The organism is Streptomyces sp. NBC_01217, from assembly GCF_035994185.1.
GTDB lineage: Bacteria > Actinomycetota > Actinomycetes > Streptomycetales > Streptomycetaceae > Streptomyces.
The window spans coordinates 8,528,643-8,544,296 of sequence record NZ_CP108538.1 but is presented as its reverse complement, the minus strand read 5'-3'; the positions used below and the strand labels follow the sequence as shown (position 1 = coordinate 8,544,296).

General features: G+C 69.7%; 18 protein-coding genes, 1 pseudogene and 1 riboswitch. Of the genes and pseudogenes, 9 read left to right on the top strand and 10 right to left on the bottom strand.

Features of this window, described 5'->3' with window-relative positions:
- Positions 1-13: 13 nt before the first annotated feature.
- A complete protein-coding gene (locus OG507_RS38140) occupies positions 14-355 on the bottom strand; it encodes a nucleotide pyrophosphohydrolase (protein ID WP_327371672.1) in 342 nt (113 codons plus the stop codon).
- A gap of 367 nt (positions 356-722) precedes the next feature.
- On the opposite strand from OG507_RS38140, the gene OG507_RS38135 reads away from it, so the two are divergent.
- Both OG507_RS38135 and OG507_RS38130 read left to right on the top strand, forming a co-directional pair.
- Complete coding sequence (locus OG507_RS38135; protein ID WP_327371671.1) at positions 723-1,781, top strand: vWA domain-containing protein; 1,059 nt, start codon at positions 723-725, stop codon at positions 1,779-1,781.
- 505 nt (positions 1,782-2,286) lie between these two features.
- Positions 2,287-3,783: an IMP dehydrogenase gene (locus tag OG507_RS38130; protein WP_327371670.1), complete on the top strand. Its 1,497-nt coding sequence runs from the start codon at positions 2,287-2,289 to the stop codon at positions 3,781-3,783.
- 142 nt (positions 3,784-3,925) lie between these two features.
- Here the strand turns inward: OG507_RS38130 and OG507_RS38125 are convergent, their stop codons facing one another.
- On the bottom strand, positions 3,926-4,891 hold the full coding sequence (locus OG507_RS38125) for a pirin family protein (RefSeq protein WP_327371669.1): 966 nt from the start codon (positions 4,889-4,891) through the stop codon (positions 3,926-3,928).
- 177 nt (positions 4,892-5,068) lie between these two features.
- Here OG507_RS38125 and OG507_RS38120 point away from each other — a divergent pair, with 177 nt between their 5' ends.
- The gene (locus OG507_RS38120; RefSeq protein ID WP_327371668.1) at positions 5,069-5,434 is read left to right on the top strand and encodes a tetratricopeptide repeat protein; all 366 of its coding nucleotides are present in this window, start codon (positions 5,069-5,071) and stop codon (positions 5,432-5,434) included.
- A gap of 15 nt (positions 5,435-5,449) precedes the next feature.
- Here the strand turns inward: OG507_RS38120 and OG507_RS38115 are convergent, their stop codons facing one another.
- The 3 genes from OG507_RS38115 to OG507_RS38105 form a co-directional block, all read right to left on the bottom strand.
- Positions 5,450-6,178: a TetR/AcrR family transcriptional regulator gene (locus tag OG507_RS38115; protein ID WP_327371667.1), complete on the bottom strand. Its 729-nt coding sequence runs from the start codon at positions 6,176-6,178 to the stop codon at positions 5,450-5,452.
- 13 nt (positions 6,179-6,191) lie between these two features.
- A complete protein-coding gene (locus tag OG507_RS38110) occupies positions 6,192-7,109 on the bottom strand; it encodes an SDR family NAD(P)-dependent oxidoreductase (RefSeq protein WP_327371666.1) in 918 nt (305 codons plus the stop codon).
- A gap of 89 nt (positions 7,110-7,198) precedes the next feature.
- Positions 7,199-7,945 (bottom strand): SDR family oxidoreductase, encoded by a 747-nt coding sequence (locus tag OG507_RS38105; RefSeq protein WP_327371665.1) that lies wholly within the window; start codon positions 7,943-7,945, stop codon positions 7,199-7,201.
- A gap of 193 nt (positions 7,946-8,138) precedes the next feature.
- Between OG507_RS38105 and OG507_RS38100 the strand changes: the two genes are divergently transcribed.
- Positions 8,139-8,648, top strand: coding sequence for a GNAT family N-acetyltransferase (locus OG507_RS38100; RefSeq protein WP_327371664.1), 510 nt, complete (start codon positions 8,139-8,141; stop codon positions 8,646-8,648).
- A gap of 87 nt (positions 8,649-8,735) precedes the next feature.
- Here the strand turns inward: OG507_RS38100 and OG507_RS38095 are convergent, their stop codons facing one another.
- Positions 8,736-9,509 (bottom strand): CbtA family protein, encoded by a 774-nt coding sequence (locus tag OG507_RS38095; RefSeq protein WP_327371663.1) that lies wholly within the window; start codon positions 9,507-9,509, stop codon positions 8,736-8,738.
- A gap of 28 nt (positions 9,510-9,537) precedes the next feature.
- Positions 9,538-9,753 carry a CbtB domain-containing protein gene (locus OG507_RS38090; RefSeq protein ID WP_327371662.1) on the bottom strand — a complete coding sequence of 72 codons (216 nt, stop codon included), beginning with the start codon at positions 9,751-9,753 and terminating at the stop codon, positions 9,538-9,540.
- 262 nt (positions 9,754-10,015) lie between these two features.
- Between OG507_RS38090 and OG507_RS38085 the strand changes: the two genes are divergently transcribed.
- The 3 genes and pseudogenes from OG507_RS38085 to OG507_RS38075 all read left to right on the top strand — a co-directional run bounded on the left by OG507_RS38085 (position 10,016) and on the right by OG507_RS38075 (position 11,912).
- Complete coding sequence (locus tag OG507_RS38085; RefSeq protein ID WP_327371661.1) at positions 10,016-10,621, top strand: histidine phosphatase family protein; 606 nt, start codon at positions 10,016-10,018, stop codon at positions 10,619-10,621.
- A 65-nt stretch (positions 10,622-10,686) separates the two neighbouring features.
- Positions 10,687-10,879: riboswitch (cobalamin riboswitch) on the top strand.
- A gap of 180 nt (positions 10,880-11,059) precedes the next feature.
- A pseudogene (locus tag OG507_RS38080) lies at positions 11,060-11,716 on the top strand (5-methyltetrahydropteroyltriglutamate--homocysteine S-methyltransferase); the annotation flags it as partial.
- Positions 11,673-11,912, top strand: a complete 240-nt coding sequence (locus OG507_RS38075) for an ABC transporter ATP-binding protein (RefSeq protein WP_327372232.1) — start codon at positions 11,673-11,675, stop codon at positions 11,910-11,912. The pseudogene OG507_RS38080 and the gene OG507_RS38075, both read left to right, overlap by 44 nt.
- On the opposite strand, the gene OG507_RS38070 is transcribed toward OG507_RS38075, so the two are convergent.
- Positions 11,866-13,308, bottom strand: a complete 1,443-nt coding sequence (locus tag OG507_RS38070; RefSeq protein WP_327371660.1) for a dihydrolipoyl dehydrogenase family protein — start codon at positions 13,306-13,308, stop codon at positions 11,866-11,868. The genes OG507_RS38075 and OG507_RS38070 overlap by 47 nt on opposite strands.
- Positions 13,309-13,427: 119 nt before the next feature.
- Here OG507_RS38070 and trxA point away from each other — a divergent pair, with 119 nt between their 5' ends.
- On the top strand, positions 13,428-13,799 hold the full coding sequence (gene trxA, locus OG507_RS38065) for a thioredoxin (RefSeq protein ID WP_327371659.1): 372 nt from the start codon (positions 13,428-13,430) through the stop codon (positions 13,797-13,799).
- Positions 13,800-13,907: 108 nt separating this feature from the next.
- On the opposite strand, the gene OG507_RS38060 is transcribed toward trxA, so the two are convergent.
- Positions 13,908-14,201: a hypothetical protein gene (locus OG507_RS38060; protein ID WP_327371658.1), complete on the bottom strand. Its 294-nt coding sequence runs from the start codon at positions 14,199-14,201 to the stop codon at positions 13,908-13,910.
- Positions 14,202-14,264: 63 nt separating this feature from the next.
- Positions 14,265-15,287: a LacI family DNA-binding transcriptional regulator gene (locus OG507_RS38055; RefSeq protein WP_327371657.1), complete on the bottom strand. Its 1,023-nt coding sequence runs from the start codon at positions 15,285-15,287 to the stop codon at positions 14,265-14,267.
- Positions 15,288-15,336: 49 nt separating this feature from the next.
- Here OG507_RS38055 and OG507_RS38050 point away from each other — a divergent pair, with 49 nt between their 5' ends.
- Positions 15,337-15,555: a hypothetical protein gene (locus OG507_RS38050; RefSeq protein ID WP_327371656.1), complete on the top strand. Its 219-nt coding sequence runs from the start codon at positions 15,337-15,339 to the stop codon at positions 15,553-15,555.
- The last annotated feature ends 99 nt before the right edge of the window (positions 15,556-15,654 follow it).

Genomic DNA, 15,654 nt, shown 5'->3' with positions numbered 1-15,654 from the left:
GCCCTGGCCACGGTCACCCCGACCCGGCATCGCGTCCTACCCGCGCAGTGATCGACTGGTCGAGCTCGTCCATCGTGCGCAGGAACGCGGCGTCCAGATCGACGCCGTACCGGTGCGCAAGGATCAGCACGGACCACAGGCAGTCCGCGAGTTCGTGCTCCAGAGCGGCACGGCCGCCCGGCATGTCACGGGCGCCTTCCTGTGCCATGACAATCTTTGCCAGATCTCCGACGTCCCCGACGAAGCCGATCATGAACTCCTCGCGTGTCCACACCCGGCCGCGTTCCCTCAGGTTCAGCTCGTCGTAGAGGTCATGGATACGCAGAGCCCGGCGCCGCAGTTCGTTGAGGTCCATGCCCCAGCCTTTCCTCAACCGCCCGCCGCAACCTCTCAGCCACGATCGCACCGTCACACGGCGGCCGTCGGAGTCGCAGCGGTCGGAGGCCGGAACCATCCGTGATTGCGGGACGCGCACGGTGCGCCATGGGAATGGCGACGAAGTGGAGGGCCGGGAGAAGTCAGCCTGCCTCGCTTCGCATCCTGCGGTGTGGGCGCCTGAACCCTGGCTACCGCCGTGCCGCGAGCGCTCCCGATCGCGTCGAAGACGAGGTCACGGCGCCATCCCTGGACGCAGGCAGGTGATCGAGCGTCAAACGCCGTTGTCAGTGCCTCCTCATAGAGTGAAGACATCACTCGGGGAGCCTCGGAGGGGGAGCACAAACGTGTCCGCAAACAAGATCCAGCACAAGGTGAATCACGTCGCGCTGGTAGTGGACTGTTCGGGTTCAATGCGTCCGCACCAGGGCCAGCTCATTCAAGTTGTGGACGAATTCGTGGCGGGGTTGAAGTCCGAGTCGGACAGCCTCGGCCACGAGACCCGGATCAGCCTCTACTCCTTCGACCACAAGGTGGAGAACCTGGTCTGGGACATGGACGTGAAGCATCTGCCGTCCATGCGCGGGCTGTACCAGGTCAACAATGGCGCTACGGCCCTCATCGAGGCTTCTCTGAAGTCCCTGGACGACCTGGGCCATATTTGGGAGGAATACGGCGAGCACAGCTTCCTGCAGATCGTCGTGACGGACGGCGAGGAGAACGCCTCCGGTGGCGACAGGCGGCACGACGGCGACATGGCCATCCTCGGCCCCTGGCTCGACAAGATCACGGCGAAGATGGGCGGGCTTCCGGGCCACTGGACTTCCGCGATCCTCGTTCCGAACTCCCTGGCCAAGCGGACCGCCCAGAACTACGGCTTCCCGGCCGGGAACATCGCCATCTGGGATGCGGATTCCCAGAAGGGCGTCGAGGAGGCGATCGGCACCGTGCGCGCTGCCGCCACCAGCTTCCTCCGCGGGCGAGAGCAGGGGGTACGCGGCACGAAGAACCTGTTCGCCGTCGGTCAGGACATATCGGTTGACGAGGTGCGGGCAAACCTCGAACCGATTCCGGCCGACAAGTACCGGCTTCTGAAAGTCGACAAGGAGGTCGAGATTCGCCCCTTCGTCAACTCGCACCCGGGCGTGACGTACGAACGTGGTTCGTGTTACTACCAGTTGGGCACCCGGGCTCAGGTTCAGCAGAACAAGGAAGTCATCGTGGTCGAGAAGGACACCGACCGCGCCTATACGGGCGACGCGGCGCGCAGTCTTTTGTTCGGTTCGGATGTCCAGGGGACCGTCTCCGTAAAGGCAGGGAACAACCCCAAATTGGAGGTGTACGTACAGAGTCGTTCGGTGAACAGGAAGCTCAAGCCGAAGACGCGTCTGCTCATCATGCTCTGAAATCAATGAGCAAAGAGTGTGGTGGTCCGGGAGCAGCCTGCTCCCATTGCCCGACACCGCCATGAGCAACAGATGTGGCTCCGTGCAGTCACCGGCGGCACGGGGCGGCGCGAAGACCGGGAGTTGGTTCCCAGATACTGACGGCGACGCCCGTCTCCGGCCTCGACTTCAGAGGCACGAACCTGTCGCATGACCCTCGGCCGGTGGAGCGCCCACGGCGTCTGGGAACTCTCGGCCCCCTGCAGGCGAGGACGGCTGGGACAAGCTGGATGCCGCGCCGGCGGCGATCGTCGGTGAACAGGAGGCGATTCGTACAGCGGCGGGGCAGTCGATAGGGTGCCAGGTCACGACCGCACCCGGTTCGATACGGGCTGGTCAGGGCTCTGCCGCAGTTCGTGGCACCTCCACGGCTGCCATGCCTGCACCTGCCTGCCCGCGTCTTGGGACCAGGGACGGTCTTCACGGCCGGGCAGCCGGGCCCCGGTCGACGGCTCAGGAGGAACGAGTGGCACAGATCATCGCCGAGGTCTCAAGGACGTTCAACGAGTTTCTGCTCTTGCCGAACCGGACCCGGACCGACTGCTCGCCCGCGACGGTCGACCTGTCCACGCCTCTGGTGCGGCACGTCGTGGGCGAGCAGTCGGCGATCGAACTCGGCTCCCCGTTCACCTCCGCGATCATGCAGGCTGTCAGCACACCGGAACTCGCGATCGCGATCGCGCGCAACGGCGGTCTGAGCTTCCTGCACCACAACCAGTCGATCCAGGACCAGGCCGCAGCCGTCCGCCAGGTGAAGAACTTCAAGGCAGGGTTCGTCACCAGCGACACCAACGTCCGTCCGGAAGACAGCCTGAGCCACCTGCTCGCCGTCATGCAACGTACCGGTCACAGCACCGCCGCGGTCACGCACGACGGCACCGCCAGCGGCCGCCTGCTCGGCTTGGTGACCTCCCGCGACTTCCACCCCCAGCGCCACGACCTCGACGGACCGGTGAGCGGTCGGATGACGGCCATCGCCGAACTGCCCCACGCCGGCGCCGACACCACGCTCTCCGAGGCCAACGCGCGGCTGTGGGACCAGCGGCTGGACTGCCTCCCGCTGGTGGACGCCGAGGGCCATCTCCAGTATCTGGTGTTCCGGTCCGACTACACGGACAACAAGCGCTTCCCGAACCAGGCCGTGGACACGGCCAAGCGCCTGCGCGTGGGCGCGGGCATCAACACCCACGACTACCGAGAGCGCGTCCCCGCCCTGCTGGAAGCGGGAGCGGACGCCCTGTGCTTCGACTCCTCCGACGGCTACAGCGACTGGCAGGCGCAAGCCCTGACCTGGGTGAAGAAGCACTACCCGGAGATCCCGACCGGCGGCGGCAACGTGGTCGACGGCAGAGCTTTCACCTTCCTCGCCGAGGCCGGAGCGGACTTCGTCAAGGTCGGCGTGGGCGGCGGTTCCATCTGCATCACCCGCGACCAGAAGGGCATCGGACGCGGCCAGGCCAGCGCGGTGCTGGACGTCGCCGCGGCCCGGGACGCCTTCCGTGATCGCACCGGCGAGTACGTACCGATCTGCTCCGACGGCGGACTGGTGCACGACTACCACGTGGCCCTGGCACTGGCGATGGGCGCCGACTTCGTCATGATGGGACGCTACTTCGCCCGCTTCGACCAGGCCGCCGGCGCGAAACTCGCCACCCGGGACGGCTTCGTGAAGGAGTACTGGGGCGAAGGCTCGAACCGGGCCCGCAACTGGCAGCGCTACGGCCAGGGTGGCCAGGGGCTGATCTTCGAGGAGGGCGTCGATGGCTATGTCCCCTACGCCGGCGACCTCAACGAAGGGCTCGCCCTGACCATCGCCAAGCTCAAGACCACGATGGTCTCCTGCGGCTCCGCCACTCTCCCGGAGTTCCAGTCCACAGCCCGGCTGACTCTGGTCTCCGACCAGAGCTTCCAGGAGAGCCACGCCAACGTCACCCTGCGGGACACCCCGGCGACCGTCGCCTGAGAGGCTGCCACGAGCCACTGACCACTGGCCGGAGGAAAACAGAGCACAGTCGGAATATCCCCATCCCGACAACCCCCTCCCGCCAGTGGCGGTCGGGGCAGCACTTGACAAAGGCGACTCGCAACAGGTGCATCACACCAGGTCAGCGCACCCGACCACGTGGTTTCAGCGCGACAGGCGGGAGTTCCGGAGCGGGCAGCCGGTCACCGTCGTAGCCCTTCACCTCGCCGAAGCGGGAGCTCTCCATCCAGCCCTTCCGGGCCTCCTCGATCTCCTCGTGGGAACGCCCGATGAAGTTCCACCACATGACGATCTCCTCCTCGAAGGGCTCGCCGCCCAGGAGCATGAGGCCCGCGTCGGTGGCCGCGCGCAAGGGGAGTTCGGTGCGGCCGCAGCCGAGGTAGAGCATGGAGCCGGGCAGCACGGGTACGCCGTCGACCTCGGCCTGGCCGGACATCGAGAGCACCGCGTATTCGAAGTCCGGGTCGAGCGGCAGGCGGGTCTCGGCGCCGCTGGACAGGGACAGGTCGGCGCCGACGATCGGGGTGTACGTGGTGCCGGGCGAGGTGGCGCCGTCGAGTTCGCCCAGGATCAGGGTGGCGGTGAGGCCGGGGGCCGTGATGGCCGGCAGTTCGGTGTGGTGCTGGAAGTGCGGCTCGACGTGACGGTGGGCGTCCGGCAGGGCGACCCAGAGCTGGGCGCCGTGCAGAAACCTCGCGTGGGACTTCGGGCTCTCCTCGGAGTGGCTGATGGCCTGGCCGGAGGTCATCAGTCCCAGCTCGCGCGGGCGGATCGTACGGAGACTGCCCAGGCTGTCGCGGTGCAGGACCTCACCGTCGTGCAGCCAGCTGACCGTCTGCAGGCCCATGTGGGGGTGGGGCGGCACTTGCATCCCGGGTTCGCCTGCGATGTCGTCGGGGCCGTAGTGATCGACGAAGGCCCATGCGCCGACCATCCGGCGCCCCAGGTTGGGCAGCAGCCTGCGGACCTCGGTGGACTCACCCAGCTGGACATGGCGCGGAGTGAGGAGTTCACGTACAGGTTCGGCGACGACGAAGCCCCGCCCTCCACAGACGGAGAGTGCGGCCTGGCGATCGAGATTGCTCATGGCGCTCAACCTATTCCCGTGGGGGCCCGGGGTGCCGGTACCCACGCCGATTATTTAGTGGAATATTCAACCAGTGTGCCATGTTCGGGTGACTGAAGGTGGCCGGGCGTCCAGCTGGGTCAGTGATGGGGGCAGGTCCGGAGCGATCCGGGGACGGTCCGTGAACGAGGAGGTCAAGTGAACGACACCTATTTCGAGTTCGGTACGGCCGCGGACCGCTGGGACCGTGCGCAGATGTTCTTCGAGGCGAAGGAGTACACGACCGCGGCCCGGATTCTGGAGGGTCTGGTCGAGGAGGTGCCGGAGCAGGTCTCTCCGCGTCTGCTGCTGGCCCGGGCGTACTATCACTCGGCCCGGCTCGGCAAGGCCGAGACGGAGCTGCGGGCGGTTCTGGAGCGCGACCCGGTGGAGCACTATGCGCGGCTGATGCTCGGCCGCACCCTTGAGCGCCAGGGGCGGAGCGAGGAGGCGACCGGTCATCTGCGGATGGCGGCGGCGTTCTCCGGGGACTTCGACTCCGATGCGGACCGCACGGGGATCTAGGACCGGACAGAGGCCCTAGCGGTCGCGAGGGGCGTTCGACAGGCGGTTGAGCCATTCCGTCAGGAGGGCGCCCTCGGCCGGGCTGAGTGCGGGATCGGGCGTCTGCCGCAGGAGCGCGCTCAGCCGGGCCGCGGTGGACGGTACGGAGGCCCCGGACGAGGTCGCCCCCGTGCCGTCCGCGTCGGTGGGGGCGCCTGCCGCGTCCGGGGTGAAGATCTGGGCGTGAACGGCGTCGCGTACCCGCCGGGACGTGCTCGTGTCCCTGAAGGTCGCGGGGCGGGCGACCAGCATCAGCGCCACGCCCACGTTGGCCGACATCACCATCTGCGCGGCCAGTTCGGGGGCCAGCCGCAGCCTGCCCACGGCCGCGGCCCGTTCCAGGTCCTTGGTGAGGATCCTGTGGGACTCCAGAGCCGCGGCCGGTGGGGTGCGCATGGCCGGTGAATTCATCAGCCGGTACAGATTCGGGTTCTGCAGGGCGAATTCGACGTGACTGTCCCAGCCGTTGCGCAGGTCCTCGATGGGGTCCGCGCTCTCGCCGCGCTGCCGCTTCGTCGCAAGGTACTTGTCGAAGCCGTGGTCCACCACCGCGGACAGCAGGCCTTCCTTGTCGCCGAAGTGGCGGTAGAGCGCCGGGGCCCCCACCTGTGCAGCCTCGCACACGGCCCGGGTGGAGATCTCCCCGTTCGGCGACTCCGCGACCAGGCGCGCCGCCTCTTCCAGAATCCGTGCTCGTGTGCTCATCGCACGGACGCTATCAAGCACGCTCTGACGCGTGCCGGACGACGGTATGGGGGGCCAGCAGGTCGTCGAGGCCGATCCTTGTGAGGAACTCGGCCCGGATCCGGTCGGCAACGGCGCTGACGGCCTCGCTGCCGTCGTCCGCCGGGTCCACATGGACCCGGAAGGGCCGCTTGCCGTGCTCTGCCTCCACGACGGCCACGATCGCATCCGCCACCTGGGACACATCGGCATCGGCCGGGGCCAGGGCGGCCAGGCGCTGGGAGACCTGGTTCATCAGGCCCTCGTAGCGCTCCTCGTAGTCCGGGACGACCGTCCGGTCGGCGGGGGGTCCGCCGGTGACGAAGTGGTTGGTCCCCGAGGTGAAGGCGCCGGGCACGACGATGCTGGTCTCGATGTTGAAGCGGGCCAGCTCGGCCGCGTACGACACGGCGAGGGCGTCCATGGCGGCCTTGGCGGCGAAGTAGGGGGCGAGGTAGGGCGGGGTGCCGCCCTTGGTGGAGGTGGAGCCGATCCACAGGACCAGGCCGCTCTCCTGGGCCCGCAGGTGCGGCAGGGCCGCGCGGTTGACGCGTTGGGTGCCGAGGACATTGGTGTCGTAGACCGCTGCCAGTTCCTCGGGGGTGAATGCCTCCGTCGGGCCGGTGACCATGTGCCCGGCGTTGTGGATGATCACATCGAGGCGGCCGGCTTCGGACAGGATCGTGGCGATGGCGGCGTCGGCGGACTCCTGGGAGAGCACGTCGAGTTCGACGGTACGCAGGTCCACGCCGTGCTCGGCGGCGTACTGGGCCGCTTCGGCGACCCGGTCGGCGTTGCGTGTCGTGGTGTTGCGCATCGCGGCGTAGACGGTGTGCCCGGCGTCGGCCAGGGCGCGTGCGGCCAGTGCTCCGAAGCCGGAGCCCGCACCTGTGATCACGATGGTCCTGCTCATGGCTGTCCTCCTGGGGTGAGCGGCGAATGAGGTGCGCGGCGAATGAGGTGAGCGGGGCGGGATGGGGCGAAACGGTGTCATCGCGCGGCTCAGACGATGCCGCCGTTGGCGCGCAGCACCTGGCCGTTGACCCAGCGGGCCGGACCGGCGAGGAAGGAGATCACCTCGGCGATGTCCTGCGGGGTGCCCAGCCGCTCCAGCGGTGCCTGGCCGGCCAGCTTCGCGATGGTCTGCTCGTCCTTGCCGTCCAGAAACATAGCGGTGGCGGTCGGTCCGGGGGCCACGGCGTTGACCGTGATGTCCCGCCCGCGCAGCTCCCGGGCCAGGATCAGGGTCATTGCCTCGACGGCGCCCTTCGTGGCGGCGTAGGCGCTGTAGCCGGGCATGGCCAGCGCCAGCACGGAGCTGGAGAAGTTGACGATCGCCCCGCCCTTGCGCAGGCGGCGGGCCGCCTGCTGGTCGACGACGAACGTTCCGCGGATGTTGGTGCGGTGCATCCGGTCAAGTGCGTCCAGATCGGTGTCGACCAGCGGCGCCAGCGTCATGACACCGGCCGCGTGCACCACCACGTCGACTCCACCGAAGGACTCCTCAGCCGTGTCGAAGAGGGCCGCGACCGCGACCTCGTCGGCCACGTCGGCGCGGAAGGCGATGGCCTGCCCGCCGGCCGCGGTGATCGCCGCGACCGCCGATTCGGCCTCGGTCCGATTGCCCGCGTAGTTGATGACGACGGCGAATCCGTCGGATGCCAGCCGCTCGGCGCTCTCGCGGCCGATGCCCCGCGACCCTCCGGTGACGATCGCTACGCGGCGTGCGGTGGTGTTCTGCTCGCTCATGACAGTGCTCCCTGTTTCAGGTGGGCCGGTGGATTCCGTAACCCGATGAAAGCAACGCTAACACCAATACCATAGCGACGCTACCCGTTGCTCGTAACATCGATACGTCAAGCGCTACCCCGGTGCCGCTCGGACGCGCCCGCAGGACAATCCGGATGCCGCCCGCCCGCCCCGCGTGGTAGTTCACTCGGTCATGACCGACCTCGAAACACCCCGCCTCCTGCTCCGCCTGATGACCGCCTCCGACGCCCTGCAGGTGATGGCGGGCAAGCCGGGCGACGGCGCCCGCTGGGCACCCGGATACCCGTCCCCCGGCGAGATGGCCGCGGCCGAGCGTTTCCTCGGCGCCTGCGCGGCGAAGGGCGACCCCAGCCCCTTCGGCTCGTACGAGATACGCCGACGCGAGGACGGGATGGTGATCGGCGGGCTGGGATTCCATGGCGCACCGGACGAGAACGGGCACGTCACGATCGGCTACGGCCTCGCCCCCTCGGCGCAGGGCATGGGGTACGCCTCCGAGGCGCTGCGCGCACTGCTCCTGTTCGCCCGCGAGCAGGGCGTGAGCTGCGTGCACGGTGACACCGATCTGGACAACCTCGCGTCCCAGCGCGTCATGACAGCCGTGGGCATGCGCCTGGTCCGGGAGGACACGCTGCTGAAGCACTACCGGATCGACTGGGACCGGCGGGGCGGAAAGGAGTAGGTCCGCGATCGCGGCAGAAAACGCCGGAACCCGCCGGGAGTTTCCCCGCGGGTTCCGATGTCTTCTGGTGGGGCGGTCCCGCGCCGGTCAGCCGGAAGCTGCGGCAGGCCGGTTCGCCGTGCCGCTTCCGGTCCTCACCGACTCCGTCCTCGGCACGAGGAGCCGTTCCGTCAGCCCGCCGAAGACGAGGCCGAAGGTGATCCAGAGGGTGGCCTGTACGGCGAGGGTGGCCAGGCGGAACTCCCACAGCAGGGCGGCCGGGAAATCCTTTCCGACCTCGTTGAACGAGGGCAGGAACGCGTACGCGAGTCCGATCACGAGGACATAGGCGGCCGATGCGGCGATCGTCGCGTTCCAGTTGCCCAGGCGGGGAGCCAGCCGCTTGCCGAGGATCACGGCGGCGACGGCCAGCAGCACGCTGAGCGCGACCATCAGGAAGAACAGGGCGGTGCGCCGGCCGATGGTGTCCGGGTTGCCGACGGCCGGCGGGTTGGCCGGGTACTTCAGGAACGGCACGACGTACACCGTCAGCAGGGCCGCGCCCGCGATCAGGGCGGCCGTGGCCCTCGGCCCGAATCTGCCGATCCGGCCGAGGGCGTAACAGAAGACGAGGGCGGCGATACCACCGATCGCCACACCGAAGACGAGCACACCGGTGGCGAGGCCCGCGGTGGACTGCATGGTGCGGCTGACGAGTTCCTCGCCGCCACCGTGGTCATGGCTGTGCGCCTCTTCGAGCGCGATGGCCGCGTCCACCCGGGACTCGCCGAGGAAGTAGGCGACCACGAGGGCGAGCGCGCCCGCGACAAGGCCCGCCAGCATGCCGCGAACGAGCAGGGCTCTGACAGAAATGGAGTTCATGAGGTTTTCCCCTGGATCGGACGGTACGTCAGTGGCAGGGGAAACCGAGGAGGTGGCGGCCGTCGTGGACCCACTCGTGGACACCTTCGCCGGAGATGACCGCGGTGGCGCCCTGCTCGGCGCCGACGAAGTACAGCAGTACGAGCATGAGGATGCCGAAGAAGACCGCCCAAGGGGCGATGGCCTTCAGGGAGATGGGGGTGATCGCCGGTGCGGCGGTGGCGGGGGCAGCAATCTGTGCCATGGCAGAACCTCCTGGGGGAACACGCGTCCCGTTCGTGGTGCCTGAGACGAAGGTGCCGGGTCTGACTTCCCGTAGGGGTACGGGTTCACAGTGGCGCGACCGTGCCGGGTTCTCACCGGACTTCCGTCACACCTTCGTCATGTTCGTCGCGACGATACCGCCTGGAAGCAGGCAGGGCCATGGCCCCTTCGGCCGGGCCGAAGTGCTCGGATGCCATGGTGGGCGCACGTGTGGGGCCACAGTTCAAGGAGTTGACCCGGTCATGACGGTACAGGTGATGTTGATCTCACCGGCGCTCGACGCCGCCTTGCGCGAGGCCCGCTTCGGCGGTGACGCGCCGCTCGACGCCGCCGGCGTGCGACAGGCCCGGGCCGCCGCACCGGAAGTGCCCGCGGCCGACCGCCATGTGCGCGGGCCGTCCGGGCGCTGCACCGGGACCGCCGATGCGCTGGGCTTGCGCGCCGAGCCCGAACCCGGGCTCCGGGACTGGGACATGGGCCGGTGGAGCGGGCAGCGGCTGGCGACGGTGAGCGGAAACGAGCCGGAGGCGGTATCGGCCTGGCTGACCGATCCTTCGGCTGCTCCGCACGGCGGCGAATCACTGCTGGAGTTCTGTGCGCGGGTGGGCCGCTGGCTGGAGTCCGCGGGGGCCCCGTACGGCGACGGGGGCGGCCGTGTGCTGGGGGTCGTCGAGCCCGCGGTGGTGCGGGCGGTGATCGTACGGGCACTGGCGCTGCCTGCGGAGGCGTTCTGGCGCCTGGACGTCGCCCCGCTGACGCTGACAGGGCTCAGCGGCCGGTCCGGGCGGTGGAACCTGCGCTGTGGCCGGCCGCTGTCCGCCGCCCAGGGCAACCCACGGCGTCCGTAGTAGCTCACGGCATGCCCAACTGAGGTGCCGGAACCGCTGGTCAGCGCCTAGGGTGGTGGTGCAGCTGGTTCGCCCTGTCCGCCAGGCAGGCGCGTCGTAAGAGGGAACCCGGTGGGAATCCGGGACTGCCCCGCAGCGGTGAGTGGGAACGACCGCCGTCATCAAGCACTGGACCCGATACGGGTTCCGGGAAGCGACGGCCAGTAGGTGTCTCGTGTCCCGTACGCGAGAAGTGCCCGCGAGTCCGAAGACCTGCCACTGCCCGTGCGCGTCGGACGCACAAGGTGATTCCGGTGACCTCGTGGGCGGGTCGGCGTACATATCGGGCAGGGCATGCGCGCCGGTGCGGCGTCGCGGCCGCGCCCGGTCCGTCATCCCTTCGCGCCTTCGATCCGTCCCGGGGTCGTATCAGGACACACGCTCGCGAAGGAGAGTTCCGTGACCAGCAAGTCCGCAGCCGCGGCAGCCCGGGCCACCGTGTACGGCTATCCCCGCCAAGGCGGCGACCGGGAGCTGAAGAGGGCCGTCGAGGGGTACTGGAAGGGCCGTGTCACCGCGGCCGACCTCCGGAAGACCGCCGCAGACCTCCGCCGCACCAACTGGCGCCGGCTCACCGCCGACGGCATCCAGGAGGTCCCGACCGGCGACTTCTCGTACTACGACCATGTGCTGGACACCAGCGTGATGGTCGGTGCCGTACCGGCCAGGCATCGCGAAGCCGTCACCGCCCACGGCCTGGACGGCTACTTCGCGATGGCGCGCGGTACGCAGGATGTCGCGCCGCTCGAAATGACCAAGTGGTTCGACACGAACTACCACTATCTGGTGCCGGCGCTCGGCCCCGACACCGTGTTCGCCGCCGACTCCGCCAAGCAGGTCACGGAGTTCGAGGAGGCTCTGGCCCTCGGGCTCAGCCCCCGGCCGGTGCTCGTCGGGCCGGTGACGTATCTGCTGCTGGCCAAGCCGGCTCCGGGGGTCGCCGCCGTTTTCGAGCCGTTGACGCTGCTCGACCGGCTGCTGCCGGTGTACGCCGAGGTGCTGGCCGATCTGCGTGCGGCCGGTGCCCGGTGGGTGCAGCTCGACGAGCCGGCACTCGGACGCGGAGGTGGTGGAGGAGGGGACGGCCGAGGAGGTGTTCGGCGCGCCGCGGCACCCGTACACGAAGTCGCTGCTCGCGGCCGTCGTCACGGTCGGTACGGATGCCGCCCCGCCCGGGGACCTGCCGGAGACGGGCGGGCCGGTGCCTACGCGTCCCGGTACGTCTCCAGCAGACGCAGCCAGATCTCGCTGATCGTCGGATACGCGGGGACGGCGTGCCACAGCCGGTCGATGGGGACCTCGCCCGCGACCGCGACCGTCGCCGAGTGCACCAGCTCGCCGATGCCGGGTCCGACGAAGGTGACGCCGAGCAGGATCTCCCGGTCGAGGTCCACGACCATCCGGGCGCGGCCGCGGTAGCCGTCCGCGTACAGGCCGGAGCCCGCCACCGCCGCGAGGTCGTAGTCGACGGCGCGCACCCGGTGGCCGGCCTCCTCGGCCTCGGCGAGGGTGAGTCCGACCGCGCCGGCCTCGGGGTCGGTGAAGACGACCTGGGGGACGGCCGCGTGGTCGGCGGTGGCCGCGTGGGCGCCCCAGCGCTCGGTCTCCAGCAGCGGGACGCCCGCGGCGCGGGCGGCGATCGCGGCGCCCGCGATGCGCGCCTGGTACTTGCCCTGGTGGGTGAGGAGCGCCCGGTGGTTGACGTCGCCGATCGCGTAGAGCCAGGTGGTGCCGTCGACGCGGCAGCTGTCGTCGACGGTGAGCCAGGAGCCGGGTGTCAGGCCCACCGTTTCCAGGCCGAGGTCGTCGGTGCGCGGGGCGCGGCCGGTGGCGAAGAGGATCTCGTCGGCCTCGACGCGTTCGCCGTTGTCCAGCTCCACGGTGACCGGGCCGTCCGGGGCGGTACGCCGTACGGAGGTCGCCGAGACTCCGGTACGGATGTCGGCGCCGCCCTCCGCCAGGGCCTCGGCGACCAGCTCGCCCGCGAAGGGTTCCATCTTGGGTAGGAGCCCCTTGCCGCGGATCAGCATCGTCACCCGGGCGCCGAGGGCCTGCCAGACGGTGGCCATCTCCACCCCGACGACCCCGCCTCCGACGATCACGAGGCGGCCGGGCACCTCCTTGGCGCTCGTCGCCTCCCGGCTGGTCCAGGGGTGAGCCCCCTCGACGCCGGGCAGATTGGGGACGACGGCGCGGCTGCCGGTGCAGACGGCGATGGCGTGCCGGGCGGTGAGCCGGTGTTCCGTGCCGTCGGGGGCGGTGACCGAGGCCGTCCTCACCCCGGTGATCCGGCCCTGGCCCCGGTAGATGTCCGCCCCGATGCCCTCCACCCAGGCGGCCTGTCCGTCGTCCTTCCAGTTCGAGGCGAAGGCGTCTCGGCGGGCGAGGACCGCTTTCGTGTCCAGCGGTCCCTGCACGGCGTCGCTGAGGCCGGGCAGGCGGCGGGCGTCCGCACGGGCGACGACGGGGCGCAGCAGGGCCTTGCTGGGCATGCAGGCCCAGTACGAGCACTCGCCGCCGATGAGTTCCGCCTCGACGACCGCCGTGCTCAGCCCGGCGGCACGCGCCCGGTCGGCGACGTTCTCACCCACCGGACCCGCTCCGATCACCACGACGTCGTATTCGGTGTTCAAGGAAGCATCAGTCATGGGAGACAGTCTGGTCGTGGGTGTGCGCGACGGCCACATGGGCAGGCGGAATAGCGCAAGTTCCGTCACCGTTGTGTCGGACAGAACCGAGCGGGCAGCAGAGGAAGAGGTAGCAGAGCATGAGCACCGTTGAGCTCACCAAGGAAAACTTCGATCAGGTTGTCAGCGACAGCGGGTTCGTCCTGATCGACTTCTGGGCTTCCTGGTGCGGCCCGTGCCGGCAGTTCGCGCCGGTCTACGACGCGGCCTCCGAGCGCCACGACGACCTGGTCTTCGCCAAGGTCGACACGGAGGCGCAGCAGGAACTGGCGGCGGCGTTCGAGATCCGTTCCATTCCCACGCTGATGATCGTCCGGGACAATGTGGCGGTGTTCGCCCAGCCCGGGGCGCTGCCGGAGGCGGCGCTGGAGGACATCATCGGACAGGCCAGGAAGCTGGACATGGACGAGGTCCGCAAGTCCATCGAGGACCAGAAGAACGAGCAGAAGTAGGCTCCGCGCACATGAGCCGGGCCCATGGGCCGCACGCGTGAGCAGGGTGAGGGGCCCGACCGGACCGGTCGGGCCCCTCTTCCGTGGCCGGACGCGGGCGGCACGGCCTCAGCCTGCCTCGCTGCTCCCGGCGCCGCTCCCGTCGTTCGTCTCCTTGACCCGGACCGAGAGGCCGTAGTCCAGCTCGGCGCCGTCGACCAGCAGGGCCTCGACCGTGTGCGTCGCCGGGTCGATGTCCGCCACGATGCCTTCGCCCGAATACCGGGGATAGCCCGATGCCCCTGTCTCGCCCGTCGCCGCCACGACCGCCGAGCGGATGGGGTCGCCGGGCTCGGCGGCATCGGAGGCGTCCTCGGCGAATCCGGGGACCAGCAGGATCTCGTAACTGTGCGGATGGCTCATGGTCATGACGCTAAGCAAGCGGCGCGCGGTGCGCACGTTGCCGCACCGCGCGGACCCGGTGCCTCAGCTGGACTCGCGGTGGACCGCCCTGGCCCGCAGCAGATCGTGGTGCTCGGGGGCGCCGCCGGGGTGGCGCACCAGCCGGTCGACGACGTCGGCCAGCGGCTGTGCCGTGCCCAGCTCCATCCGCACGGTGCTGAGCCGGGGCCGCAGCAGTCTGCCGAGCATCAGGTCGTCGGCGCCGATCACGGCCGTCTCGCGTGGCACCTCGATGCCCGCGTCCTGCAGGGCCCGCATCAGGAGCATCGCGTATTCGTCGTTGTACGCGAACACGGCGTCGAGGCCCAGGGCGCGCCAGCGGACGGCGAGCCGTGCGGCCGACTCCTCCTCGTACCGCAGCGCCAGCGGTTCGACGAGGACCCCGTGGCTCTGTGCGGCCTGCCGGGCTCCGGCCAGCCGGGGTTCGGCGAACAGGCCGAGGCCGGATTCCTCGGGCATGACGACGCCGATGCGGCGCCGGCCGCGCTCCAGCAGATGTCCGACCGCGCGGCTGCCGACCTTCCGCTGGTCCATGACCAGTGCGTGGGCGCCGTCCACCGGCCGCGGGCCGAGGGTGATGACGGCCCTGGCTCCGGATCGCCTGAGTACGGCCGTGCCCTGCGGGGTGAGGGGGACGGTGCCGGGTGCGATGACGGCGACGGGTCGGAGTTCGGCCCAGGCGCGGGGCGCGTCCTCGGCGTCCAGGCCGGTGCTGCCGTACTGGACCACGGTGTAGTCGAGACGGCGCAGTCCGGATTCCAGCTGGTGGAAGAAGCGGTGGTGGAGCGGGGCGGCCGGGAAGTTCACGGTGGGCAGCAGCACCATGCGGGTGTGCCCGGCGCGCAGGCTGCGGGCGCCCGCGTGCGGTACATAGCCCAGTTCGGTGGCGGCTTCCCTGACCCGGCGGCGGGTGGGTTCGCTGATCCGCACGGCCGCGTTGTTGTTCAGTACGTACGACACGGTGGCCCGGGAGACTCCGGCGAGCCGTGCCACATCGGCACTGGTCGGGACGGGGCCTTCGATGGGCTGGTTCGGTAACTGGCTCATGGCGTCGGGCAGTCTTCCAGACCCGTGCCGCGTGGGTACGCTCCGGGGCATGGATGACTCCTCGATGGTGGGGCTGATCGGCCGGGTGACCGGGACGGTGGGACCGGGGCTGGTCGGCGAGGTGATCGTACGTATCCGGGGCGGCGCCGAGCACTTCCTCGCGCATCCGGCCTCGGCGAAGCAGCGGATCGAGGTGGGCACGGTGGTGACGGTGATCGAGCATCTGCCGCCGCGCACGGTGTATGTGGCTCCCGCATACGGCAGTTGAGGCCCTCATGGGCGGCTCTTGACACCTTTCTCCGTCAAGAACGCGGCAAGGTCGGACACATGTCTTCTCCGCCGCCGCGAGCAGGACAAGACTCCCTCT

Bases quoted from the DNA above. Each gene is read 5' to 3' on its own strand.
- OG507_RS38140 (WP_327371672.1), bottom strand. From the start codon at position 355: ATGGACCTCAACGAACTGCGGCGCCGGGCTCTGCGTATCCATGACCTC.
- OG507_RS38125 (WP_327371669.1), bottom strand. From the start codon at position 4,891: ATGAGCAATCTCGATCGCCAGGCCGCACTCTCCGTCTGTGGAGGGCGG.
- OG507_RS38115 (WP_327371667.1), bottom strand. From the start codon at position 6,178: ATGAGCACACGAGCACGGATTCTGGAAGAGGCGGCGCGCCTGGTCGCG.
- OG507_RS38110 (WP_327371666.1), bottom strand. From the start codon at position 7,109: ATGAGCAGGACCATCGTGATCACAGGTGCGGGCTCCGGCTTCGGAGCA.
- OG507_RS38105 (WP_327371665.1), bottom strand. From the start codon at position 7,945: ATGAGCGAGCAGAACACCACCGCACGCCGCGTAGCGATCGTCACCGGA.
- OG507_RS38100 (WP_327371664.1), top strand. From the start codon at position 8,139: ATGACCGACCTCGAAACACCCCGCCTCCTGCTCCGCCTGATGACCGCC.
- OG507_RS38095 (WP_327371663.1), bottom strand. From the start codon at position 9,509: ATGAACTCCATTTCTGTCAGAGCCCTGCTCGTTCGCGGCATGCTGGCG.
- OG507_RS38090 (WP_327371662.1), bottom strand. From the start codon at position 9,753: ATGGCACAGATTGCTGCCCCCGCCACCGCCGCACCGGCGATCACCCCC.
- OG507_RS38085 (WP_327371661.1), top strand. From the start codon at position 10,016: ATGACGGTACAGGTGATGTTGATCTCACCGGCGCTCGACGCCGCCTTG.
- OG507_RS38070 (WP_327371660.1), bottom strand. From the start codon at position 13,308: ATGACTGATGCTTCCTTGAACACCGAATACGACGTCGTGGTGATCGGA.
- trxA (WP_327371659.1), top strand. From the start codon at position 13,428: ATGAGCACCGTTGAGCTCACCAAGGAAAACTTCGATCAGGTTGTCAGC.
- OG507_RS38060 (WP_327371658.1), bottom strand. From the start codon at position 14,201: ATGAGCCATCCGCACAGTTACGAGATCCTGCTGGTCCCCGGATTCGCC.
- OG507_RS38055 (WP_327371657.1), bottom strand. From the start codon at position 15,287: ATGAGCCAGTTACCGAACCAGCCCATCGAAGGCCCCGTCCCGACCAGT.
- OG507_RS38050 (WP_327371656.1), top strand. From the start codon at position 15,337: ATGGATGACTCCTCGATGGTGGGGCTGATCGGCCGGGTGACCGGGACG.